The 25,052-nt window shown below is 34.1% G+C and carries 25 protein-coding genes and 3 pseudogenes; 7 read left to right on the top strand and 21 right to left on the bottom strand.

Annotated features, from left to right (window positions below; genetic code table 11):
- Window positions 1-83: 83 nt before the first annotated feature.
- Together V179_RS0106330 and V179_RS0106325 are read left to right on the top strand one after the other, a co-directional pair.
- Window positions 84-716, top strand: coding sequence for a LysE family translocator (locus V179_RS0106330; RefSeq protein ID WP_028390740.1), 633 nt, complete (start codon window positions 84-86; stop codon window positions 714-716).
- Between the two features lie 347 nt (window positions 717-1,063).
- Window positions 1,064-2,020, top strand: a complete 957-nt coding sequence (locus tag V179_RS0106325; protein WP_028390739.1) for a patatin-like phospholipase family protein — start codon at window positions 1,064-1,066, stop codon at window positions 2,018-2,020.
- Between the two features lie 516 nt (window positions 2,021-2,536).
- Here V179_RS0106325 and V179_RS32635 read toward each other — a convergent pair.
- Both V179_RS32635 and V179_RS0106315 read right to left on the bottom strand, forming a co-directional pair.
- Window positions 2,537-2,674, bottom strand: a pseudogene (locus tag V179_RS32635) (IS110 family transposase); the annotation flags it as partial.
- Window positions 2,675-3,272: 598 nt separating this feature from the next.
- Window positions 3,273-3,683 carry a hypothetical protein gene (locus V179_RS0106315; protein ID WP_028390737.1) on the bottom strand — a complete coding sequence of 137 codons (411 nt, stop codon included), beginning with the start codon at window positions 3,681-3,683 and terminating at the stop codon, window positions 3,273-3,275.
- Between the two features lie 855 nt (window positions 3,684-4,538).
- Here V179_RS0106315 and V179_RS32315 point away from each other — a divergent pair.
- A complete protein-coding gene (locus tag V179_RS32315; RefSeq protein WP_376766778.1) occupies window positions 4,539-4,634 on the top strand; it encodes a DUF7010 family protein in 96 nt (31 codons plus the stop codon).
- A 322-nt stretch (window positions 4,635-4,956) separates the two neighbouring features.
- On the top strand, window positions 4,957-5,100 hold the full coding sequence (gene sspO / locus V179_RS29695) for a small acid-soluble spore protein O (RefSeq protein WP_084552237.1): 144 nt from the start codon (window positions 4,957-4,959) through the stop codon (window positions 5,098-5,100).
- A gap of 173 nt (window positions 5,101-5,273) precedes the next feature.
- Here the strand turns inward: sspO and V179_RS0106300 are convergent, their stop codons facing one another.
- Window positions 5,274-5,531, bottom strand: a complete 258-nt coding sequence (locus V179_RS0106300; protein ID WP_028390735.1) for a hypothetical protein — start codon at window positions 5,529-5,531, stop codon at window positions 5,274-5,276.
- Between the two features lie 146 nt (window positions 5,532-5,677).
- On the opposite strand from V179_RS0106300, the gene V179_RS29690 reads away from it, so the two are divergent.
- A complete protein-coding gene (locus V179_RS29690) occupies window positions 5,678-5,821 on the top strand; it encodes a small acid-soluble spore protein P (RefSeq protein ID WP_082190999.1) in 144 nt (47 codons plus the stop codon).
- A 304-nt stretch (window positions 5,822-6,125) separates the two neighbouring features.
- Here the strand turns inward: V179_RS29690 and V179_RS0106290 are convergent, their stop codons facing one another.
- The 6 genes from V179_RS0106290 to V179_RS0106265 all read right to left on the bottom strand — a co-directional run bounded on the left by V179_RS0106290 (window position 6,126) and on the right by V179_RS0106265 (window position 13,223).
- Complete coding sequence (locus V179_RS0106290; RefSeq protein ID WP_028390734.1) at window positions 6,126-9,260, bottom strand: AAA family ATPase; 3,135 nt, start codon at window positions 9,258-9,260, stop codon at window positions 6,126-6,128.
- Window positions 9,257-10,402, bottom strand: coding sequence for an exonuclease SbcCD subunit D (locus V179_RS0106285; RefSeq protein ID WP_028390733.1), 1,146 nt, complete (start codon window positions 10,400-10,402; stop codon window positions 9,257-9,259). Before V179_RS0106285 ends, V179_RS0106290 begins: the two co-directional genes overlap by 4 nt.
- Window positions 10,403-10,540: 138 nt before the next feature.
- Window positions 10,541-10,969 (bottom strand): DUF2621 domain-containing protein, encoded by a 429-nt coding sequence (locus V179_RS0106280; protein ID WP_028390732.1) that lies wholly within the window; start codon window positions 10,967-10,969, stop codon window positions 10,541-10,543.
- A 226-nt stretch (window positions 10,970-11,195) separates the two neighbouring features.
- Complete coding sequence (locus V179_RS0106275; RefSeq protein WP_028390731.1) at window positions 11,196-11,684, bottom strand: CcdC family protein; 489 nt, start codon at window positions 11,682-11,684, stop codon at window positions 11,196-11,198.
- Window positions 11,685-11,976: 292 nt separating this feature from the next.
- Complete coding sequence (locus V179_RS0106270) at window positions 11,977-12,336, bottom strand: response regulator (RefSeq protein WP_028390730.1); 360 nt, start codon at window positions 12,334-12,336, stop codon at window positions 11,977-11,979.
- 179 nt (window positions 12,337-12,515) lie between these two features.
- On the bottom strand, window positions 12,516-13,223 hold the full coding sequence (locus V179_RS0106265; RefSeq protein ID WP_028390729.1) for a cytochrome c biogenesis CcdA family protein: 708 nt from the start codon (window positions 13,221-13,223) through the stop codon (window positions 12,516-12,518).
- Window positions 13,224-13,461: 238 nt separating this feature from the next.
- On the opposite strand from V179_RS0106265, the gene V179_RS29685 reads away from it, so the two are divergent.
- On the top strand, window positions 13,462-13,626 hold the full coding sequence (locus V179_RS29685; protein ID WP_084552235.1) for an aspartyl-phosphate phosphatase Spo0E family protein: 165 nt from the start codon (window positions 13,462-13,464) through the stop codon (window positions 13,624-13,626).
- A gap of 491 nt (window positions 13,627-14,117) precedes the next feature.
- Here V179_RS29685 and V179_RS32310 read toward each other — a convergent pair.
- The 3 genes and pseudogenes from V179_RS32310 to V179_RS0106255 form a co-directional block, all read right to left on the bottom strand.
- Window positions 14,118-14,267 (bottom strand): annotated as a pseudogene (locus V179_RS32310) (DUF4181 domain-containing protein); the annotation flags it as partial.
- A 185-nt stretch (window positions 14,268-14,452) separates the two neighbouring features.
- A complete protein-coding gene (locus tag V179_RS0106260; RefSeq protein WP_028390728.1) occupies window positions 14,453-14,650 on the bottom strand; it encodes a DUF4017 family protein in 198 nt (65 codons plus the stop codon).
- Between the two features lie 59 nt (window positions 14,651-14,709).
- Window positions 14,710-14,952 (bottom strand): hypothetical protein, encoded by a 243-nt coding sequence (locus tag V179_RS0106255; protein WP_028390727.1) that lies wholly within the window; start codon window positions 14,950-14,952, stop codon window positions 14,710-14,712.
- A 579-nt stretch (window positions 14,953-15,531) separates the two neighbouring features.
- Between V179_RS0106255 and V179_RS0106250 the strand changes: the two genes are divergently transcribed.
- Window positions 15,532-15,837, top strand: coding sequence for a hypothetical protein (locus tag V179_RS0106250; RefSeq protein ID WP_028390726.1), 306 nt, complete (start codon window positions 15,532-15,534; stop codon window positions 15,835-15,837).
- 718 nt (window positions 15,838-16,555) lie between these two features.
- Here V179_RS0106250 and V179_RS30530 read toward each other — a convergent pair.
- From V179_RS30530 to V179_RS0106210, 9 genes and pseudogenes are all read right to left on the bottom strand, one after another.
- Window positions 16,556-16,645, bottom strand: a pseudogene (locus tag V179_RS30530) (YneF family protein); the annotation flags it as partial.
- Between the two features lie 124 nt (window positions 16,646-16,769).
- Window positions 16,770-16,973, bottom strand: coding sequence for a phage holin family protein (locus V179_RS27205; RefSeq protein ID WP_034300833.1), 204 nt, complete (start codon window positions 16,971-16,973; stop codon window positions 16,770-16,772).
- Between the two features lie 311 nt (window positions 16,974-17,284).
- Window positions 17,285-18,043, bottom strand: coding sequence for a hypothetical protein (locus V179_RS0106240; RefSeq protein ID WP_028390725.1), 759 nt, complete (start codon window positions 18,041-18,043; stop codon window positions 17,285-17,287).
- A 70-nt stretch (window positions 18,044-18,113) separates the two neighbouring features.
- Complete coding sequence (locus tag V179_RS0106235; RefSeq protein WP_152534702.1) at window positions 18,114-19,334, bottom strand: hypothetical protein; 1,221 nt, start codon at window positions 19,332-19,334, stop codon at window positions 18,114-18,116.
- A 323-nt stretch (window positions 19,335-19,657) separates the two neighbouring features.
- Window positions 19,658-20,224, bottom strand: a complete 567-nt coding sequence (locus V179_RS0106230; RefSeq protein ID WP_235178971.1) for a recombinase family protein — start codon at window positions 20,222-20,224, stop codon at window positions 19,658-19,660.
- A gap of 710 nt (window positions 20,225-20,934) precedes the next feature.
- Complete coding sequence (locus V179_RS27200) at window positions 20,935-21,483, bottom strand: DUF7660 family protein (RefSeq protein WP_034300830.1); 549 nt, start codon at window positions 21,481-21,483, stop codon at window positions 20,935-20,937.
- Window positions 21,484-21,598: 115 nt separating this feature from the next.
- The gene (locus V179_RS0106220) at window positions 21,599-22,033 is read right to left on the bottom strand and encodes an SMI1/KNR4 family protein (RefSeq protein ID WP_028390722.1); all 435 of its coding nucleotides are present in this window, start codon (window positions 22,031-22,033) and stop codon (window positions 21,599-21,601) included.
- A 148-nt stretch (window positions 22,034-22,181) separates the two neighbouring features.
- A complete protein-coding gene (locus tag V179_RS0106215; RefSeq protein ID WP_028390721.1) occupies window positions 22,182-23,501 on the bottom strand; it encodes an SMI1/KNR4 family protein in 1,320 nt (439 codons plus the stop codon).
- A gap of 657 nt (window positions 23,502-24,158) precedes the next feature.
- Window positions 24,159-25,046, bottom strand: coding sequence for a hypothetical protein (locus V179_RS0106210; protein ID WP_028390720.1), 888 nt, complete (start codon window positions 25,044-25,046; stop codon window positions 24,159-24,161).
- Window positions 25,047-25,052: the final 6 nt, after the last annotated feature.

Here is a 25,052-nt window from a genome sequence, read left to right as displayed (position 1 = left end):
AATAACCCACTTTTTAAAATGTTTATGGTAAATTAAGTTTAACAAGAATTAAGGAATAATACTTGGAAAGGTGGTTAATAAAAATGGAAAACTTTTATTTGTTTTTAATTATGTGTATTTTTCTCATTATTTTACCTGGTCCTGATACTGCTATCGCTACAAAAAATACCCTCACTGCTGGAAGAACAGGAGGTTTTAAAACAATGTTTGGTACTTGTTGTGCACTACTAATTCATACATTGGCTGCTGTTGTAGGTCTTTCAGCAATTATTGTGAAATCGGCTTTATTATTTTCTGTCTTCAAATACGTCGGTGCTGTGTACTTAATTTATCTAGGCATCAAGACATTATGGGCACTAAAGAACAAGAAAGCAGCAAGCACCACCGAAATGACTTTCGAAAGTAAGTATGAAAGCAAGTCTTGTTTTAAACAAGGTTTCCTTACCAACATCCTAAATCCAAAAGTCGCTATCTTTTTCCTAACCTTCTTGCCGCAGTTCGTGGATTCGGGAAGCAATACTTTTTTACCGTTTCTATTAATGGGAATAACTTATTCCGTTTTAACCGCCGTCTGGTTTTTGTTCTATATCTATTTACTTAACCAGATTAGTGCTTTTATGAAAAAGCCTAGAACCCAAACGTTTATTGAAGGAATAACAGGTACCATACTAATAGGTTTTGGTGTTAAACTGGCTCTAGAAAAGGCTCATAATTAGAATGCTTTTTAGACCCCTGGATTCTAATCTAAGGGTCTTTTCTCTTCATAACCACAAAATTTTCAACAACCTTATGAACTAACATGCCAGTTACTTGAATAAGAATAGGGTTCTACTTCTATTTAAAGTAAAGCATCCCGTTTGTTTAAGTAGAATTCCTCACAATACCTCTTCGTATTGAACAACATATGACGTGAACAAAAAATCAACAATTACTATAAGAAATCCTGTACCAATGGTCACAAAAACGTTATTGAAAGGAGAAAGGAAATTCATACCCATACAAGACACGTAATAAACATATACTTAATGATACTTGTGATCAGATTAGAAAGGAGAAATCAACTTTGACAAAATATCGGATCATGTCCTTTGATGGAGGCGGTACCTTAGGTGCATTAAGTTTACAACTTTTGAACAGACTGGCTCAGCAAAACCCAAAATTAATTAGTCGAACCAATGTTTTTTCGGGAAATTCAATCGGTTCATTCACTGCCCTTGCGTTAGCAAGTGGAAGATCGCCAAAGGAGACACTCCAATTTTTTAAGGATAAAATCCTGCCGGCATTCAGCGTTTCCCGACCAGGTGGACCTGTTTTCAACCAACAATTACCATATTCTGGTTTCATTAAAGCAGTACAAACATTTTTTCCACCAGATCTTCTCCTCAAAGACTTAAAAAGACGAATTGTTGTCCCTGCATTTCATTTATTCTCACCGGAGCTGAATCGTTGGACTCCTGTGTTATTCCACAACTTTCCTGGCTCTCCCTATTTTAATGAGAAAGCGAGTGATGTAATACTACGGAGCAGTGGTGCTCCCGCGACGCAAAGAGCCTATCAAAACTACGTGGATGGGTATACAGTTGCAACTAACCCCAGTACAGCCAGTATCGCGTTTGCAGTGGGGAAAGCCAAACAGCCGCTCGATCAAATTGCGGTATTATCCATTGGAACAGGTGAGGAGCCGACTCAATTAAGAAGAGATACGGAGGGGTGGGGGATGGTGAGTGCGGATAACATACGCCCCGAAAATATGAAGAACCTTCCCCCAAATTGGGGAGTTCTTTTGGACCGATCGCCCAATGAACCTTTACTGCCATTTCTTCAGATTATCTCTAGTGGATCCGGTTACTATGAATCCATGGTCAGTTCTCTGCTTCTAGGAAATCGTTTTTTTCGGTTAAATCCACGGATTCCTAATTTCTCCAAAACGGACCCAACTGTGGTTCCCGCTGTCATTTCAATTGCTAACAGAACAAATTTACAACCTGCAATTCAATTTATAGAGAAAAACTGGAATTAATATAACTATCCATAAATCTGATTAATTTTTTCAATAATTTGGATTTTTTACAGCCTATCTGGCTGTTTTTATTTATTCTTTCAGTTCTTCTTTAACTAAACTCCCTCTATAAAGAAAGGAATAACTCTGGATTCCTCGCTTATTCTTAAGATTTCATTATGATCTGTATTAGATAGCCATTAAATCGGTGGATGTAAGTTGAAAGTAAGGGCAATTTTGGTACTGTAGAGAAAAAAGGACTTTAGCTACTTAGCCAACTCTATCCAAAAAATAGATAACTAGTAAAAGTACGTTTACACTGGTGGATGTCCACATGTCTTATGGAGGTCAACCCTCCCATGTCTCACAGAGTCTATGCTCCAAAATTCCTTCGTCCAACTTTTCCATGAGGTGGATGTCAGTGATGCTAACCGACAGGATCAAAGTCCGTACTTTAGTTGTTTTACTGACTAATCCGTGCTTCAAATACCTAAATAATAATTCCTAAAAAACCTTTTGATTAGCAACTAATGAACCCTATACTGCATTCTGTAATGGTGCCAAATATGGAATATCCTTCAACATTCTTTCTTCACTAAATTCACATTGTTTTGTACCAATTGTAAAAAGAATACGTATGAGCTTATTACATATCGCTATAAGAGACTGCAATTCAAGGTTAAAACATTCTGTTTTTAAATGACTGAAAAAACTTTCCATACTAGCGTTATCCCAGCAGTTTCCCTTTCTAGACATACTAGCTTTCATTTTATATTTTATGAGTACCTGTTTATAGTTATGGGACGTGTATTGGTATCCTTGATCACTATGAAGAAGGATACCAATACACGTCCCTTCATTTTATGGCTTTTTTAAACGTATCCAAAACTAGTTTATTATCATTACGTCTACTAATTTGGTAGGCAACGATTTCATTATTATATAGGTCTTTGATGGCAGACAAATACAGTTTCTGTACGTAATATCAGTTACCCACTTTTCATTAGGGCGAGATGCGTAATATGCTCCGAGTTAATGAATCGTTTATACAAGCCCAAAGGTATTCCTAAAATAAACCTCACTAATCAGCTGCAGTTAATCCCCTGGATTAGCTTTCATAATATTAATCTCAAATCCTCTCAATCACTATTTATTCGAACTGTGCAGTAACCTTTCACGCCAAATCTGTACCTTATATCAGTATCGTAGTACATATTTCTCTTTATTAACTGAATGTTAACTTTTTTACAAAGTGTCAGATTGGTTATTTTCTTTATAGAACAATGTGAGGTGTTTCGACTGATTCCTCTTGAAGTACACGGATTCCCCCGGCTACTTCATAAGCTGAACCAATTGACACAAGAAAATCTCCTGTAATAGCGAGTTTTTGTTCTCGCAGAAGTTTTATTATATCGGTTTCCCCTATTTGACTTGATACAGAAATAGCCTCTAATATTTGGCCAATCGTCCTAATCAATGCACCAGTTAGTATTTGTTGTTCCCCTGATGAATTTGCATCTTCCTCAATATGCAAAAGCCCTGATAAGCCTTTAACTTCAATAATCTGACCTATTACTTGAATCCACAACCCCAATTCAATTTCTTTTTCCAGTTCTAAAATTTTTTTACTTTTTTTATCTTTGAAATCTTGTCTATTATTGCTTTTATTTTTAGGATGTTCCATTAGTACCAACCCCAGAACTCAAGTTTTCCTTTATTTTATGTGAATCTAATCCTTTTGTGTTGATCTTCGCTGTGGTCAAACTTAAATTTCGTTATTAGTTTTCCTCCTTCAAATTGGTTTATTGCATAGTCTGTGTCTACTACCTATTACATCGTTCCGAAATGATCGGAACCTCCGAATAGCTCACAAGGACGTTCCGAATCATTTAAAACGATGTTCCGAACCGTTCGGAAGTTGGATTTGTATCAACCTAGACTAAAAGATTCGATCTGCCTCAAAATGGAACCCCACTGGCAATCTTCCCTGTAACTCATCCCCCCTATCTTCTGTATCTAAAGTAAAATCCATCATGGAATATAAATCATCCACTTCAAACGAACATTCATAGAGAACTACGCGGTTGAAATCGACCCACATCTTTGAATTGATTGCTATATCAATAGGAGACCTCGTAAAGTGAACATAATATTTCCCTCTACCTAAAGAAATTTTTCCAATTCGAAATATATCATATGTAATCCCTCTTATAATTAGTTTTCCACTACAACTTTTCATATTTCATCGACGGTTGGTGGTCAAATTTATTTTTGATGTCGAAAGTGGTTAGGTGAAAAATCACTTCTCTCCATACCATTAGAATTGGAATTGAATTAGTAATAGTTCCAATTTTAATACCATACTAATTTTTGATGAATATAATCAGTTTCATACTTGCAAAAATGCTTACAGCAAGCATTGCTCCTCCTTAAAAACTTTTCCATACTATAAATAATTTATTTAGATCTACCTGGTAAAATAACGATGAAGAAATATTAACTCATTTTTCCATGTACCCCCTTTTTTATAATTGCGTATATGCATATACCTGAATATCTTCCTTTCACGATCGGGTTATTAGGAGGCTCACATTTTCTGTCTTACATGTGGATATATATAAGCAGACTTTGTTAATTTGTTAAATTAGGTAACCGTCTTTCTTCTCTAATTTCAGGAGGATTCCTTATTAGTCAAGCATTTATTCTAGTTCATTAGCCATCTCTATTGTGTATGGTATTGGTGTGCTTTTGATTCTTAGAGAACTTAAAACCGATTTATTTTAATCATCATTTTGTGATTTTATTTGCTAAACATTTTGTGTCATCTAATAAATAATCCAACAAATTAGAAACGTTCTGTAAAGATCATCTTTTACGGACTGTTCTACCTTTTATCAATGTTTATATCTACATAGAAACCCCATTTATGACTAATGCTATAAGTGGAGGTGATCTACATGACTAAACGTAAAGCGGAGAATATTATTAGATTGAATGCAGCTAAGGCAAATGGGAGTGTGGCAGGATATACCGAAGAAATTTCACAACCTTTGACAGAAGAACAAAAACAAAATAATAAAAAGCGAAAGAAAAACCAGTAATCAAAAAACCGCCAGTAAAACGTTCAGCTGGCGGTTACTTTTGTATGAAGGAGATGGGAACTGGGCTTCATGACTTGCTAATATTACCCATCTAATTGGCAGTTATACGTACTCATTAAGAAAGTTCTTCAAAATTCGCCACCATTGTAAATAGTGTCCTGGATTAATCTTTATTACGATTGTTCGACTTCATCGAGCATACTTTGAAGATCCTGTTGATACTGCTGCAGTTGCTCCCGCTGATGCTCTGAGGCAACTTGCAGCGCACTTTCAATTTGTTGATATGCTTCATTCATTTCTTGCTTCACATGTTTAAGTTGACTTCCATAATCTGGTCCCTCTTTAACAATTCCATGTATTGCTTCTTGCACTTGTTTATAGCTTTGATCGGCTGCCTGAAATGCACGCCTTTTATCTTGTTTATCTTGCAATTTTGCCCACTCCTTTTTAAATTATAAAATTGCGATATAGGAGTAGGTTTTACTTATTGACAAAGATTATACGATAATTAGAAAGTGAAATCGTGTATATTCTATATATTCCTGCTCATCATAATTGATAAGAGGAGGGATCACACATGAACAAAAATGATGGAAAAGATATAAGGAAAAATGCTCCCAAAGGGGATAATCCCGGACAACCCGCTCCTTTAAGCGGGTCACATAAAGTAAAAAACAGAAATCACAGTCGCCAAAAACACAATTCTAGTCACGACATGTAAGCTAAATACTGGAGAAGTGTCGGACCTCATACTCTAATATACAGTTCCTAAATTTCGAACTAATATTAGAACTAGTGAGGTCCTACTCTTTCATTTTGTTGATTAGATAAGCTCGTTAAAACGTTGACTGATCCGCTATATGCTGATTTTTAACAGCCTTAAAGCTTCACCAAGTATAAAGCGTTTGTCTACTGAATGTGTCCGTAGTTAAAAGATGAGTTCTAAAGTTAAGGCGATCATTGGAACGATCGTCTCTTCGAAATTCAAATGACTACTGTGATAGCCCTTCTTCTTTTATCTAGTATTAATTTGAAAATTGAAATTCTGTTCTGCTCCCTTTCTGAGTTGCAATGACTTCGAGACGAGCGTCAATTCTTTCTTTAAGCTCAGGTACATGAGAAATAATCCCAACAAGACGGCCACTGCTTTGAATATCCATCAAGGTTTCAATCGCATGATCTAAAGATTCCGGATCAAGTGTGCCAAAGCCTTCATCAATAAACATCGTTTCCAATGAGATTCCTCCTGCATTTTGCTGAACAACATCCGCTAATCCAAGAGCTAATGCCAATGCTGCTTTAAAACTTTCCCCTCCTGACAATGTCTTTACATGCCTTTCCTGTCCTGTATATTGATCATACACTGACAACTCTAATCCACTTTGAATGTTTCTTCTAGTCGGATCCACTTTCCGTAATAATTGATATCGTCCACCTGTCATTTTCACTAGTCTTAAATTCGCTTCTTTTAAAATATCATCTAAAAAAGCGGCAAGGACATAACGTTCGAAAGTAATACGAAATGGATTTTGCCCTTTGGATATCTCATGGAGGTGACCAATAACTGCATATTTTTCATCAATTTCTTTTTGACCTTCGATAATCAAAAGGATTTTCTCTTGAATAACGATATTCTGTTCTTTTGATGTAAAGATGAAATTATACAATTTGCGATGTTTCTCTAAATCTTCATCTACAGTTTGAATCGTTTTTTGTAAGCCAGAAATGTCAGGTTTAGTAACACCAGTTAACTTCAATTCAAGATCATGATGCAGACCAGTTACTGTATGATATTGTTTATCATATTCCTGAACCTGATTCTCTAAATTATTTAATTCAGATTCTGTTTTTTTTGAAGCAGTATATTGTCCGTAAGAATCGAACCCTTGCTTCTTTAAATCTTCTTTGAAACGAATTCGCTCTTTATCAAGCTCAACTACTATTTTTTCCAAATCTTCAGCAACGGAATTTCGTTTAGTTTGGATGATCGTCACTTGCTCTGTTGCTGTTAGCAAGGCATGTTGAGTGCTTTCAAACGCCTGTTGCAGTATTCTTTGTTGCGTTATCGCTTTGTTTAGCTCATTCTGATATCCTTCAGGCGTCCGAACTGTATCCGGTACCGCATCATTCAAGGATGTGAGTTTGGCATTTTCCTCTAGATATGCTATACGGGAAGAATCTTCAGTTTTTTTCAAGTCTGCCAAGCGCTGTTTCAGTTCAGCTTTAGTCACTTTTAACTTAAGAAGCTTTTCGGAAATTTGCCCAAGTTGTGCTTTTTTATCTGCAAGTGTCTTTAATCGGCGTGCCAATTCGCTTTTAATCTCTTTACATTCATTTTCATTTTCAGCTAAGCTGTTCAAGTCCATTTCAGGAATTCGCTCTTGAACTTCCGCTGCTCGCTCATTGTATGTCTCTCGGATTGATTCATATTGTGATTTTACTTGATAATATTCTGTTTCTGATTGCGCTTTTTTCTGTTCAGCAGCTCTGACAAGATTCGTTTGTCTATCGATATCCGCTTCATTCGGCATATCTTCTTTAAAATGAGCAGGATTAGGATGTTCCGCCCCTCCACACACAGGACAAGCTTCGCCATGGACGAGCATTTGTGCTAATAATCCAGCTTGGCTTTCACGCCATTTTTTGTTTAATAAGTCCAACTGCTGCTTTTCATTTTCAAGCTTGCTAACTGAAGTTGCCAGAATAACCTGGTTGCGATCTAATGCATGTTTAGCTTGATTCATTGTTGTTGTTACTTCAATTAGTTTAGTTATTCCAAATAAAATTTGATCATTGAGATCCTTTTGCCGCTCCAATTCTGCAATTTGAATAGCCGCTTGTTCCGATTCTTGTTTAATAACGTTCAAAGCATCTTCTTCTTTTTCGAGCGAGCTGAGATCTGTTTCTGCCTTATTCATTTGGCTAGCTGTTTGCTGCCATTGCTTTTCCAATTGTGATGTCTTTTGAATTTGAATTGTTAGATTTTCAACTGATTCCTTCAACTGCTGTAGTTGATGGACTGCAACCGACGCTTCTTCTCGTTTGTTAGACTTGGCTAACTCTTCATCATATTGCATTTGCAATTTCTTTTTCTTTTCTTCACTTTGTTTAAGTTCCTTTTCTAATTGCTCTTGAGTCATTTGTAACTCTTTCACTTGATTACCAATTCTTAAATAAAACTGTTCTTGTTTCTCAGCATTCGCTGCTTTGTATGCGTTAGAAATTTGTATTTTCAGCTGATCAATTTCCACTTTGACAGCTTCTAATTTTTCTTTCTCTATGGTTAATTTTTCTAAATCCAAAAATCGTTTGATTTGTTCTTCGGCACGAAATAATTCTTCTTTAAGCGAATCACGAGATTTTTGTTTCTTTTCAATGACAGTTTGCAGTTCAACTAATTGTAATTCGTCATTTATTATTTGTTTTTCTAGAAGTGGCAGGACCTTTTGCTCAGTAGGTTCATCTTGATTTATTTCGATTATCAGCTCTTCATTATCACTTGCTATAATTTCTTTCATATAACGAATTCTATCTAACTTGCTTTTCTCGCTTAACTTTTTTAATTCAGACACTTCTTCTTTCAACTTGTCTTCAATCGTTTTATATAATTCGGTATGAAATAGCCTTTGAAGTATCTGTTCCTTTTCCTTACTTTCCGAAGTTAATAGCTTTCGGAATTCACCTTGTGGAATCATCAAGATTTGACGAAATTGATTTGCGTCAATCCCAATAATACTCTTAATCTTTTCATCCACTTCACGAACATTTGCACCTAGCAATTTTTTTTCATCGTTCGATTTGACTTCATATAACTCTGCTTTCGCCGTAACCGTCGTCGTCCCCTCACCAGACTTCTTTTTCCGCTCTTGCTGAGGAGAACGCCAGATATAATACAATTTTCCACGGAGCATAAATTCCAAACTTACTTCTGTCAAATGATCATCTGCTGCAAATTGACTCCTAAGCTCCTGCCCATTTCGATCTTCACCACTTGCTTTCCCATATATTGCATAGCTTATTCCATCAAATATGGTCGTCTTACCAGCTCCAGTTTTCCCAGAAATTACAAACATTGTTCGATTTCCTAGCTGTGAAAAATCGATCATTTCACTACCTGCATATGGTCCAAATGCCTGCATCATTAATCGAAGTGGCCTCATTTCAATACACCTTCTTTTTTTACAGCATTAATGACTGAAGCCATTAGATCTCGCTTCTTTTGATCAAATTGACGATCTGTCATTTCAGCATAAAATGTTTCAAATAAATCTAATTCTGATTTTTTTTCATCCTTAATAGAAGAAAACGATTCTTTTCTGCGGATGTCGAGCAAATCCCATTTTCTTTCTAAATGAAGAACATTAGGATACACTTTTCGAAGGCGATTAATCGGATCAATAATTGCTCCTTCATCTAGTAGTGTAATTTTCAAATAGTCATCCGTTCTTTGAGATAAATAGAATGATGAATCAAGAAGCTCGTCCATATAGCCTTCCAGCTCTCGCATATCCTTCTTCGGGGAAAGTGAACGATATCTCAAATCAAAATCGCCATTTTCCTCCATTTCCACAATTGAAATCGATTTATTTTGCTTTGCTTCTGAAAATGAATATTTCATTAACGAGCCTGAATACCGAACCTTAGGATGATTGAGAGCATTAGGACTATGCAAATGACCAAGAGCCGTGTAGTCGAAAGCATTAAAAACTTCTGCAGAAACACATCCCGATCCTCCAACAGAAAGAACACGCTCAGAATCCGTTGTTTTCCCGCCTAATACAAAAGCATGTCCAACCAAAACATTGGGTTCATTTGGATTAATATGTTGTTCTATTTTCGAGGTAATAGCGGCCATTGCATCTTGATGAGATGTGATTCGATCATCTTGCAATACTTGCCGTACAACACCAGGCTCCGCATAAGGTACACAGTAAAAATTCACTCCGTTTACCTGAACTGGCATTAAATCCTTATTAAGCTTTCCTTGGATAAATAGATTACTATGACGATACCAAGACGATCCAAAAGATAATCGTTCAGCACTGTCATGATTTCCCGAAATCGCAATAATTGGTTTATTCATTTTCACATTAATTGTATATAAAATTTCATCAAGCAATTCTACGGCTTCTGTAGGTGGTACGGAACGGTCATATAAGTCACCCGCAATGACAATTGCATCGGGATTCTCTTCTTCAATGACATGTACTAGTTGCCATAGTGTATGCCTTTGATCTTCTGTCAAATGGACACCATGAACAATTTTACCTAAGTGCCAGTCCGCTGTATGAATAAATTTCATAAAATCACTCCGTTCCTTATCGTATCCCCATTATACCAAAACTCGGATATAGTTGGTTACGCCACATTTTACATATCAAAGAATTACTAAAAACGACAAAAAAAGCAGACAGCCTGTAAACTGTCCACTTCATCATGTTCAACTAAATAAATGTTCATATGGATTCATGTTAATTTGCCGTTCGGTTAATTTTTTTCGTAAAAACTTATGATCTCGTTTAGGTGTCGCGATAATATAGCCTCTAACAACTAGATCCTGAGTAATTGTTTCTGACTTTTCCTTTATAGCCAATTCTCCAATTTTACCAGCAATTTTCTGTCTACCAACATCTCTAAACAGTTCTGGAATCGGACTTACTAAATCTTCGAGTAATTCTTTCTGTTCACTTGTCCACAAATGAGAAGTTTGACTTACATAATATTCTTCCCAATCCATATCTGATTTTCCATCTTCTTTAGGAAAACGTTTAAGAAATTTGCGAAACATGAAGAATCCGCCAATTCCCATTAATGTGATCAAAATGACCGTCCATGCAAGGATAAACCATAAAAACCAACCTTCAAGCACGTCATTCACCCCGAATTTTTTAAATATTTAATACTATTATTATAGTCATTTTGCTAAATCTTGACAAGCAGTACACCGATTATTTCATTGGGTTCTAATTTTGTTGTATTCCTGACTATGAACGTTATTGGATCTTTAGACTCTTTATTCTAACTAAATCATTTAGGTTTTTATGAATCCACTAAAAAAGCGGCTAGCAATAGTTGCTACCGCTTTTTTAGTGGATTTATACTTTTGCGATTTTACCGTTTCCAAAATGTTTATTATGGATTTTGCGATATTGAAGATACATGCCAATCCGCCATGGTACAATCATTGCATAGGCAAGAAGAAAGAACATGCCACCTAATTGACCGACTTCGATTGATGAGCTTAAAAAATATTTAGCAACCAATCTGACAATAAGTAATCCGATGAGAATAAAAGCAAATGCTTTTGATCGCTTAATATAAATCTCATTATTCCGAACTTCAAAATTAGATGTTTTAATAAGGAATATAGAAAATAACATCCCCACCAACACTGCTTCAAGGACTTCTAAACCAGTTAAACGGAACATTGGAAACAGAAACATAAGAGCTCCAGTGCTCATAAAAATCGGAGGTAATACTATTTTTTTCAAGTTAACCGGTTTTTTTGACGCTCTTAAACGAACAATAAGTACTGTGATGGCCATAAGTAACGCCACAGCTGATGATATATAAATCATAACCATTCATTCCTTTTATTTAATAAGGTATGTTGCTTGTGACCTTATTATATCTTACTACAAACAATTATCAAAAATTCTTTCCCATAGTAGTTCATACTGTTTGGCTTCACCGCAAACGAATACAATATTAAAACGACATCATTCACCTTGAATGATCCATCCTATAGCACGCTACTCTCATCTAATCACAATATTGGCGGTACGGAATCGGATATTGAATTACTTTCTTAATAATGTATGTATATCTTTCATGTAGATTGGCTAAAGCACTGTCCCATTGTCCTTCAAAAAAAAGTTAATTACTCACCCTGCTAATCGCTTCAATCACTCGATTTTCATCGAATGGTTTTACAATAAAATCTTTCGCACCGGCTTCAATAGCCTCAACAACCATTTTTTGCTGTCCCATTGCTGAGCACATAATTATTTTTGCATGTGGAAACTCTTTTTTTATTTCTTTCACTGCATCTATGCCACTCATAATTGGCATGGTTATGTCCATAGTAACGATGTCTGGATGTAATTTACGGTAAAGCTCAATTGCTTCTTCACCGTTTTCCCCTTCGCCAACCACGATATGATTCGCTTTATTTAATATATTTAAAAGGGTCATTCTCATAAATTTCGCATCATCAATTACTAATATTCTGGCCATTTCTTAACCCTCCTAAATCATACAACAAGTAAAAATAACACCAAAAAAATCAGCTACACACTTCGTTAATTTTCATTAATACATATTCTTATAGAGTACCTTAATATCAAAAGATATTCAAATATTCCACTCACCAGAATTTTCCGTTTTTTATTAGTGGATTGCTATTAGAATACTAATTAAAAACCTTGAAAACCTCCAGTAAGATTGGTAAAAATAATGATAATTTTCGTCATCCAATCAAAGAAGAGCACAATTCCCATCAGAATCATAATATATCCACCTGCTTTGACGATACGGTGGCTATGTTTTTTGATCCATTTCATTTTCCCGATAAAGAAAGACAAAATAAAGAAAGGAATTGCAAAACCTAATATATAAGCAATCATGTATAACATAGCGGAATTTGGGTTATTAACACCCATTGCTAATACTGCGGTTAATATTGGCCCTGTACAAGGTGTCCATCCTGCAGCAAATGCCAAACCAATTAATGCTGAACCTACGTAGCCACTTGGACGATTTTTGAATTCAATTCGTTTATTTTTCATTAAGAATTCAAAATTAAAAATTCCAACAATCACTAAACCAAAAAAGATTATAATGATAGCACCTATTTGGCGAATTAAATCTTGATAATTCTCAAAAAATTCACCTAAAAAGGAAGTAGTGAATCCTAATGCGATAAATATTAGAGAAAAACCCAATAAAAAAAATAATGTGTGAAATAAGCTTCTCTTCTGCAACATAGCGTTCTCTGTTTTTAGTTCATTGACACTCATCCCTGTGATGTACGATAAAAAGGCTGGGTAAAGTGGCAAACAACAAGGAGAAATAAAACTCAGGAACCCCGCTCCAAAAGCTAGTAAAATGCTAACGTCACTCAATCATGTCAACTCCTATGTATAGCAATTTACCTTTATTCTACCAAATGATCCAAGAAAAAGATATTTACTGAATTGTGAATATCTCAAAAAAAGCATAAAGTTAAAAATAATGAATAAGTGTTTGAATTTATTTCCACAAGCTAGTATAATAAAATTTGTAAGTATCATACATATTTAGGGATAAGATTACATCAGGTAAAAACACCTCTCTATTAATGTTTAGAAAGGACTAGCAGTTGTGACCCGATTAGAATTTCTCGAGCTTATCGAAAAAAAACGAAATGAGCTCATTAAAATCGTTTCTAAAAACGGTCTTAATTCTCAAATAACTATCGTATACAGCCAAGAATTGGACATGCTGCTAAATCAATATAACCAATTGTTCCTAAAACAAATTGGTTAACTTAAGCAGTTAATCATTCAAAACATACAACCCGCCTTTATGACTTATATAGGCGGGTTTTAAAATTTTTCCACAACTATTCTAAAGGAATAGCGAATTCGCCATTTTAAGGGAAATATGTATTCTTAGTAAAAGATTATTATATGGTCTTTTACTCTATCTCCAATGCCTTTTCGTTTTTTCTACACCAGCAAGACACAAAACTCGCATCATCTGAAAATATTAAATGCCAATACAAAAAACACAAAGATGTTAGTATTGAAATAGCAGTAATGATTAATGGCCTCGCAATATTCCAAATGTTAGATTGTGTGAATAGTACTGATGACATGAGTGTAATATTCCTTAAGTGTGATTGGTACTAAATTACTCCAAATGAATGTAGAAGATAAAAAACTATCCACCATGTTTGATGTGGATAATAATTGCTTTCTAGTTTCACGTTGATATTTCCATTCCATGATTGTACGGAAGGATATCATCAAAATGTATTAAGGTAATAAAATATATGCTGAATTTAGAGAATTTACATACACAAGATACATTAGAGTGATTAAAAAGAAAGATAAGATTATCCACTCGCCACGTTTATGCTTGTTGTTTACGTGTGCATTGGAAAGTCCCTCTTTTTGATATTGAAATTTTTTATTAAACCCTTTTCAGATACAGTTAACAGTATGAATGCAGCTAAGATTAGACCATTTAAAGGTGTCAGAATACATCAATCCATTATATGTAAATTCACCTTATTTTACCGTGAGCGATAAAGCAAATATATTAACCTTATAAATAGGTTATGAATACTCATTAAATGATTATTCATAACCTATTTATTCGTTTTGTTTAAACGTTTTTTGCTTACAAATACTGTGACCAAAGCTACTACGATTACAACAGGAATTGCATAAAGTTGCCCAACAAACAATTTCCAACCTACCGTATTATAACCTTCTGATGCTGGTGATAATACAGCAATTATACAAATAATTAAGTATGCTAAAAATGCCGGAATAATATATTTCATTAGGCTCAGCTCCTTCATCCATACATTCAAATATCGATTCTCTATGTAAATTAATCAATTTATTTATGAATGTATTCTTCTACTGTATGTTCTACACGCTTAACTAGATTCCCTTCATCATTGTAATATTCATTGATAATTTTATGGTTAGGTTCCAAGTTGTATTTTTGAATGAGGTAGTTAACTTTTACTATTTGCTGATATTTAATTTTTCGATTAGGTTCTATAACTCCTTCTTCATGAAGATTGGATAAATAGTTATTAGCGAATTTAATATTTTCTTTGATTACGATTTGTTTCAATACAGATTCTCCCCTTACCTTTTTAAAGTATCTCGTACACTCTCTATAGTTATGTAGGAAACGAAGAGATATTCCTTTTTATATTTGTAATTACAACTCCGAATCGATAAGTTTTCTTCTATTTTCCATTTCTCCCCCTCATATAGATCTCTTGTTAACACTTACTATCAAACTCTGTTCCTATTCGTATTCCCCTTCCCTCTCAAAGTAATAATATTCACTTATTCATACCTCCTGAATGCTTCTCCGATTAAAAAACGTTCATGGTTCATTGGATTCTCAATTTTTACAGGTATCTTAGTCGAACATCTCCAAAAATATTAATATAATTCTTAGTTACATGTATTTTGGCCTGAATCCTATGCTCTTAATACATTCGTGAAGACAGTAAACTAGTCTTATTTATAATTGTGTAAATTTTAGAATTTATTGGTAGCTATAATCTTTTTATCTACTTTATTGACTACATTACATTTATAGGAGATTATTGTTTTTTTAGGAATAATTCACAATACAAAGTAACGATTAAATAATCAATTCATTGAAAGGGATTGTATAATTTTATAAGGAGGGGTTGGAATGAACGATAATTCTTCAGCTGAGTTAAGAAAAATTCGGATAACTCTTGTTATCTTAACTGTTATACTTGCTCTTGCAACTTGTAGTCATAATGAATCAAACCCAGTTTATTATGATAATGAGCAGACATATCCTCAATTTTCTTATTCAAATATAATTGATTTCGGTGATGGAGATTTTGGTGTTTTAAGAGGAGATTCTAATTCTAATGGTGAAGAAATTATTATTATTTATCATTTTGATAAAACATCAAATAATATCACGTTTAAGAAGGAACAATTACTGAGTGAATTACATGAACGATAATGAGTTTTGAACTTAAACTTCTGGATAAATAGATAACTAAAGAGAATTCAGAAAAATGCTGTAAGAAAATTGAATTCAAGCTAATAATAAGAAAATCTTCCCTTAACAAAATGAAACTACTGAGTAAATTTAATCACTCAGTAGTTTTTTATTTACCAAAGAAAAGCTTAGGAATCAGATAGAAAGCTAATAGCTCCGAGACCAAGTAATATCCCCTTTTCCGTCTCTGACAGCCATCTCCTATGTACACGATAGGTGCTAGCCTTTCTCACCTTCCCTATTCTAAAACCTTTATTTGATTCGTATAGTGACTTTTCTGTTACTCTTAGGTGAACTCCCTAAGGAGTCCTTTGTTGTTCGTTGAGTTAGTTTCCTCGTTCGATATATCTCCACGATCTTCTTAAATTTATACTGATCCTCTAAGTTAAACATGTGACGTCCCTCCGCCACTAAATTAGGATTCTGTTCCATCCACAATTCGTTGCTATGGGCAAGTTTCCAAGTAGGGGATGGGAGAATAGGGATTACAAAAAACCACCTTTACTGAATCATTCATCCAGAAAAAGTGGTTTAAAGTGTAAAAATGAAAGATAAACCAAGAATCATAAGAAATCAGAGGAAAGATACAGTCTAGATAATCCTTCTCCTACTTGATTCTATTATGATTTTTAGATATATCTTCCCAAAACGTTGATATAACAAGGTTCATAAGGTTTTCTTATTTTACCTGTTTGTTCATTGCGCTCATCATTTGATTGATTTTTTTCTGAGATGGTTTTTGCCCCATTTGCATCATCATCATGAAGAAACGTTGATATATCAAGGGTTATACAAGGTGATTCCGTCTTTTTGTGACCACCTTTTCTGATGAGAAAATTTTACCATATATCTCACCTATATGTCTATGATTATTAAAAAAGTGGTTTATCATTCTACAATATTCTACTTGCCTTCGTCATCTTTCTTCCTATTAACATCATCGTCTTTTCTTTCAATACAAGTAAGTATTTTTTAACAAAAGCAGGCATCGTAACACCCATCTGAGCAATATTCTCAACGAATAATAGTCCTCCCATAACAATAAAGAATGAAATAGCACCAGTTCTAGCAACTCCACCAATACTTGTAGGACCCACATTATTATTGAATGTTTAATTATTGTTTTAGAGATGTCCCCATGGAAATATCAAGCTTTTCTGTAAGAACTGACACTGCATCAACTGTATTTGCATCCACCTTTGTTGCCTTTAAATTGTCTGTTTCAAATGTCCCTGCAACACACTCTGACGTGTGAATGAGTCTGCCTACCCCATCACCAGCATATGCTCCTAATGAAAATGTGGAAATATGCCCCCTACGTCCTCAACATAAAAAAGAGACCCCTTAAGGAGTCCCTCACAACTACTTTGCTTTTAGTAACCTCTTATGGTTTTTGAAAGTATTAAAACTACTCAAAATGATAAAATCGCTTTAGCTTTTCATCAAATTCTTTCCAAGTAAATAATGTGTATGGTGCTTCCATATCCAATTTTATTTTTACATTCTCAGCTACTACTTTAATCCGTTTTGTCGGGTCATCTCTTTTTCCAGCTGGGAAGATTGCCAGTTTGTTCATTTCTTTATTTCCATTTCCCAAAGTCCACTCTTTAAGTGGTAGTTGACTTATATGTTCTTTAGTAGGAATTACTTTGCCTTCCCAATCACATATTTCAAAAAGAGGGTATCTATCTCCAGTCCATTGTTCAATAATACCTATGACCTTAAGGATAATATAATCCCCTGTTAGTAATTGATAACTAATGGCATCACCTGTTTTTAAATACGTGTCAGTTACAAACCTCATTGGTACTTTTTTAGCTTTGGGTTGTGGAGAATTTAATTGTTCTTTTAGTTTAAGTAGAACCGCTTCACGCTTCTTCTTTAATTTAGGGTCTTCTTCCCAACGTTCAAGGTCAGTACCTCTATCAATAATTTGAAGTGCTTTATTTTTTACTTGTTCTTGAAGTCTTCCTAATTTCCATTGTATTAAAGCAAATGACAACCAAAAAGCCGTGATTTCTTCATCATCTAACTCATTCTGAAATTCTTCAATCACAATTTTACTTGCTTCTTCATTCGAGTAATTATCACCCAATAAATCCTTATATCTAAAGCTAACATCTTCGGCTATATCATCTGATAATACCGCTACTCCCCAAGCACCCATTTTTTACTCCTCCAAAATAAATTGTCTTAAATTTTTTAACCAGCAACTGATAAACAGTTAGTATATACTTTCAACTTTGATGCTCAAACAGTTCATAGAACTGAAATTTGTACTCACTGGGTGCTTTTTCGCTTGAACGATAGATTTCTGCTCTTAACCCTGTTCTTCCTTTAATTGTGACTTGTTTCTTAGTTAGACGAATACTACCCAAAACGTAAGGAACATTAAATGTTTCGAAGACCCCAAGAGGAATTACACGCTCTTCTCCTGTTGCCTTTTGGAAAATTTGTAAATTATAACTGGCTTTTACGTAGTTTCTGATGATATTCTCTCTTGTTACTTTATATTGAATTTTCACCTCATATTCTTCATTTTCTTTTATGGCATAAATAAGCGGTGTTTGCAGCTTATGCTTTTGGATATACTTAATTGCACTTTCAATTTTGTCCTTTTCTAAGTGGTCAAAATCTGTAATATACCTTAGTCCTTCAATTAAACTATCTAATAATAATTGTTCTTTCATTTCTAGTGATGATTGTTTAAATCGTGTGTAATCTAATATTGCATGAGTGTACTGAAACCAGTCTTCCTTACTAGTGCTAATATCAGTGGCTTCTTCTATTGTAGTTACTAAATCGAAATAAATTTCCCGATAGCTGGGTAAACAAATTTCATACCTGTGAAGAACATTTGAAAAGATAGTTTCATACATATTCTGATAGAAATAAACATCCTCATCATCATTAAATCGAAAATTGTTAATGATACGTACTCCTACAATCTTAGTATCCAACGGTCTAGGATTCTCCCTAAAATTCTCAATTATCCTTAATTTGTGATTAATAAGATTTTGTATAGTAAGTTGCTGTTTGTTGTCCTCCAAATGTTTGAGTGCTTCTTTGGAATGTGGGGCATCTTTTGCAGCCATACTAATATCTCTCAAAAGTCCTTCAACATCAAAATCAAATTCTTTTTTAGTTGGGGCATTTGGTATACGAGGAATTGCTTCTTGCAATAAACCTAGTGCAATATGAAATGTATCTACACATAATTTTCTATTATCTTCAAAACGGGAGAGAATCTCCATCGCAGGATGAATCCCATAAGGCATAAGTACTTTTGCCTCCCTCTTCTTCGGTGGGTTATTCAAAAATTTAAATGATATACTATTGTATAAACTACTATAATTATTCATGATTATGATTTTGTTAAGGAATAACTTCAGAACTTCCAAAGTCCTGTTTGATTCACTTTTATCTTTATAATCATGAAAATAAATATCAATTCGCAAAATTATACCCCATTCCACTCTTTTTTCGACAACAAATCTTAATTTCATAATACAAGGGGTTAAAGTCTTGCCGCAAGTAACAAACCTATTTGTTGAAGTGTGAAGCAATTGCATTTATAGATATATGTACAAATGACTAAGATTCATATAGGTCATAACCTTATTTCTAAGTCGCTTAGAATCGCCTTCTGCAACACTCGAATTTTCTGTGACGTGTGGATGAGGCTACCTAACCCATATCCCAACAATTAACCCAGTGAAACTGTGGGAATATACCCCCATATCAATTGCAAATGAAAAGAGACCCCTTGGGGAGTCCCTTATTAACTCACTTGTTGATGCTCTTTAAATAACTTATCTAGGGTTGGTCTCGATACTCCTAGTTCTTTAGCAAGCTGAGTCTTTGATACTTCTCGATTCATATACCGTTTATAATGCTTATCGAAATCTGGGATTGATACTTCTCTTCGCCCTTTGTACTTTCCTTCTGCTTTAGCAATTGCTATTCCTTCACGCTGTCTTTCAAGCATATTTTCACGTTCAAAATCGTTAATAGCACTAATCATCTTTAACATTAGTCTACCTGTTGCTGTTGAAGTGTCGATATTCTCTTTAATTGATACTAGTTGAACTCCTTTTGATTCTAATAGTTCTACTAGCTCTAACAAATCTTTCGTGGAGCGTGCTAATCTTGAGAAGTCTGCAACATAGATTGTGTCTCCTTCTCTTGCAAAGTCTAACATCTCTTGTAGTTTTGGTCTGTCTGTATTTTTGGCTGAGACTTTTTCTTGATACACCTTATCTATCTTGTACTGTTTCATTGCTTCGACTTGTCTTGCTTCGTTCTGTTCAACTGTTGATACTCTGATATATGCTATGTTCAAGTTCATCGTTCCTTCCATACTTATCTGATGAATCCAAGATAGCATATTGTAAAATTAGAATCAAAGACTTTATTTACATTTTGTAAATTAATTATGATACCAATTTCAATTTTACAATACAGTAATGCTTATCGGTTGTAAACTTAAGGCACGCTCTAGATTTACATATAACTTATCGAAAACAATATGATAAAAGCGGCGATATCTTTCCTTAGGTAACACTCAACAGGTTACACCCTGTTATCGATTATTCTTATCGAACTGTATCAGTATATCTCTGATTGTTTTATCGCTTTACTGCGATAAATCATGTCGATTATTTGAGTCGTGTCGAACAATTATCGAATGCTTGTGTGTAGATGAGCGTGGTTTCAGTATCATCAACACCACAGCGATACATAATATCCTCAGTTTCAATCCTCTAAGAGCATCTTTATCTTGTATCTTGTGCTTGTGAGACCTCTTAAAACGCCACCAAGAGCAAATACTGAGCGTGTGGGAATATGTGCTTTACGGACTCACTAAACTCATAAAATGGACTCTCTATGATTCCGATTAACGGGTTCAGTTTTAAGGAGAGAAACAGAACAAAGTAGGGAAGTAACAGGTCGAATCACGCAGGAAATCACTTTGTAATAGACATTAAAAAGAACTTGGAGAGTCCCCAAGTCCCTTTCATTGTTAGAATGTTAAATCATTAGTATTCAATAAGAAATCTATTCGTAAAATCTTCCCGATACGAGTATTTGTGCAAAATCCTTCCAATTTGGTTTGTCTGATAACTTATTTGCATTAGTCATCCAAGCTTCAATAGACTCTAAATATGCTTCTAGTGTGGTATTTTCCCATTCCTCTTCATTTGTTTTTAAGTCTGTTCTTAACAAATTAATAAACGATATTAAGTCATCTTTAGTTCTTACATAATTACATTTATCCCAAATATCCATTTCATCTTTCTCTAAGTCCGATAACCAATTTTCATAATAATCATTATCATTTTCCTTTGAGAAAACAAAAGCAGGGTATTCTCCGATTTCCTTCATCAGTTCCCTCGCTGTTGTTTCTCCATAATCCTTAATATAAACTTTTTTATCCAAAGGAAATTCGCATACTTTGAATTTTGCTATCTCCTCGTTAGTATATCCTTCTACATCTCTTAACCAGAAGACAGCAATGTCTTTACTATGGCTGATAACAACTTGAACGATTTTAAGTTTGAAATCATCACCGATTGCAAATGCTTTTAACTCTTTACTATTTTTCATTGTTATTTCTCCCTATGTACATGCTCTGATATTGTTATAATACTATCCTCGACCACATTAATGAAAAAACGTTCCTGCTTATATCAGAAACGCTTTTCGTTTGTTAAATACGAATTTATTCTTTATCAAAATCATCAGTATCTTCTTCTGAGATAATAATAATGAATTCTTTCAAATTAGGGGCAATTTCTTCAATTTCAGCATCTTCGTGATACCAGAGATAAATTTCATCGCCCATTTTTCCGTTATTTATTTTTAAACATAATTTATCTCCTGTACCATCATCACCGATTGCAATAAGGTCTTTCGACATATCTTCCTCTCTGACTTCAGTGTTTTGTCTTACAATATCATCCCAAGTCTTTTTTGGGTTTCTATGGTCTTTAATAGGATAAAGTATCCATTCACCTATTTCGGCATGATTAACTAACATGAATAATTCTTTATATTGTTCTGGGAAATCTGCTCCTATCTGTTCTTCCGCTGTTTTTATATCTAATTCACCAACTCCTATTTTCCTTGTAGGTATTAGGTCTCTTACTTCTTTCAAAAAAAACACCTGCCCAATTAGTTTAAAGAAGATATTCAACTTCTTTTCAGCATTTCCTTCTTTAGCTAAACCTCTTTCTTACCACAATACAAAAAAAGCGTTCCCGTCTTGTTACAGAAACGCATTAAGTTAGCTTAATAGGTATTTATTAGTAAAAGAACTTTATATTCTCAATAAGTTCATCCAGTACATAATGTCGGTTTTTTACTTTACCCGTATCCCTAATGTTATTAATTGTTGTTATAACTTCATCTACACAAGGTAAATCAAAAATTTGAATGGGTTCATCCTCATAAGGAAGAGCAGCATTTTGTTTTTTACTTAGTCTTAATATCACTGCTAACGAATTAACACAAATTACTTTATGTTTGAAATCCAAATTTAACCAAGTTTCAATATCCTTCCAAGTGGGATTTGAATAAGCAAAAAGATAGTCCCACCCTTCATATGGTAGTTTTGCATTCTCCTGCATCCAAACAATAATATGATTTGCTCTAAAATATTTTAAATGTTCATTTGCTCCAAAACCATCAAGCTGTTCTTTCTGAACATACTCTAAAACATAGGAGAGTCCTTTTTCTTTAGGTAAACATTTCGAACTGAGGTAAGAACGCATCCCAGGAACTATTAGTTCATTCTCACTTTCCCATAGTGATTCCACCCATTCACTTACTTCATTTTTCAAAATTTCCCCCATAATGAAACATAATAATTTTTGTTCCAAATAAGAAGTTGTTTTCATTTTCGATAAAGTTAAATTAAAAAGTAAATCTTTGGGGATTGATGATAAGATTGTAATTTCATTTTTCCGTAATCTATTTAAGCTAAAAATCAATTCAAAAATATCATTCAGATTAGTAATGTCAATTTCTTTATCATTAACATTGATTTCGTTCTCAAGCCATTGTTTCCATTTCAAAGCAATTTCGGAGGTTGAGTCAAGACCATTCCGTCCTAAAAAGTATCTAAGTTGCCAGTGTTCTCCTCCTACAAAGTGTAAGTTAGTCATTTCCTGTAAAAACAAATCAAAATTTGAGGCTAAAAGTATTTCGGTCTCTTCGTCATCATCCCAATATATAATTCTTGGGTCATCTGATGAGGATGCCAAATCAAAAGCGAGAAAATCACCATTAGCTGTATAGTGAAAAACTAATTTATCCGATTGTCCACCTCTTGTACTAACTATACTTACCTTTGCAAATTGCCATCCTATTTCTCCAGAATAAACCTCTTCAATAAATTTAGGAGCATCCAATTCATAAGGAAATTTCCAGCTGATTTGAACATCTTTTGAAAAATCAAGCAGAGCATTAGTAAATCTAAATGGCAATTTAATACCTAATTGTTTTTCTTTTAATACGATTTCTTCATTTGTTGCTTTCATTTCAACTTTACAATATGTCTCTCCACCAACACTCTCAATTAAACTTAATGTATTTTTCCACTCACCTAAGAGATTCTGATACATAACATTACCTCTTCTTTTTAGTCTGAATTCTTTCTTCCTTTACTGGGATACAACTCGCACTACTAATATTCTACCTGCCCAATCGTTAATCCTTCTCTAATTGTTTCGTACTCAACCATAGATAAACACAAGAAGATAAGCACAATCTAGAATCGTGGCTTATCTTCATACTAGAACTATTATCATTTTTCAATTCACCTTAGCATGTAGCGAGGGAGTGAAAGGGATTGTTACTCTTATTAAAATCAATATTTCATTAAGAATTGAGTAAAAATAAAAGACCAAGAACAGAGAGCATTTCAGTTTTCTCACTGTCTTTGGTCTTTTAGGGTAAATAATTTTGAATACAGTGAGGACACCAGTATCCCCTTTCTGCCACTACAAAACATTAATATATCATTGTTTTTCGCTGCATTTTCCTCTTACTTACTAGCAATAGCTATAACAGCTTCAGTTGTTAAGGTCATTGCAGCCACAGAAGCTGAAAACCTTGATATAATCATGTATTACTTATCTTCAACTAGCACTAACCACTTCTCGTGATAAAGCTTCATTTCAAATTATTAAGTAGTGATAGAAAACTGTAAAGTGTTCATAAAAGGCAGTACCCTCTATTCATACAACCTTTATTTCATACTGCTTTTAGGTTAGAAAAAGCTACTCAATCATGTTTCTAATATCAACATGATAAACGGCATTTTTACAAACTAAAAACAGCTTATGCTTTCTCCCTACTGCATAATCATAGTTAATGATGTCATTTTCTTCATTCACAGGAAAATAGCTTTGGATTGTCCTACTTTTTAATGAATAAAGATGAATTTTCCCTTTATCATCATAGCCGTGTCCAAATAGGATATTATCTTTCCAAATTGAAAAAGCATGGCTTCCTTCAATCGGCGATTCTTTAAACAGTTTATCATTATATAACTCGTAGTCTGTCTTATTATGTAATGCTAAAAAAGGGAAGTCCGAATAGTAATACAAATATATAGTTTCATTTGAATAAACATTCAAAGCATAACAGTCATCCATGAAAGGAATTTCATTATTGCTAGGTGTTTGTACAAATCTTACAAAATCAAATATTTTTACACCTTTTTTATCAAAGCAAAGTAACCCGCTTGCTCCAATAGAATCCCCAAACACTCCTTCATCAAAATAGCTAGTCCAAATATCACCATTCTTGGTAGTTTGGACATCTTCTATTCCATCCCCCATATGAAAGGAAGACATCACGTTCTTATTTTCATCGTATACAAAGGCATTATGTGTTTTATCATTCTCTACACGGCCGTTAACAAGTAGCCAATTATCCCCTAATGGTTGAGCATAATGAAATTGTTCTTTTACAGGGGGAATTATAATTTTCTGTACTCCCCATTCTGTAACATGAAAAACCGAATGATGGTATTTCCCGCTTTTTTTAGTCGAAGTCAGCAAAATTAGATTACCATCGTAATCAATGCAGATATTATGTGTGTCATGATTTACTGCTATATGGTCAATGTTTAATTTATGAATGGCTTGTATTTGGTTTACCAATATTAT

The sequence above is a fragment of the Bacillus cihuensis genome, from assembly GCF_000504145.1.
GTDB lineage: Bacteria > Bacillota > Bacilli > Bacillales > DSM-1321 > Peribacillus > Peribacillus huizhouensis.
The sequence above is the reverse complement of the archived record's forward strand: the minus strand, read 5'-3'. Positions and strand labels throughout refer to the sequence as shown.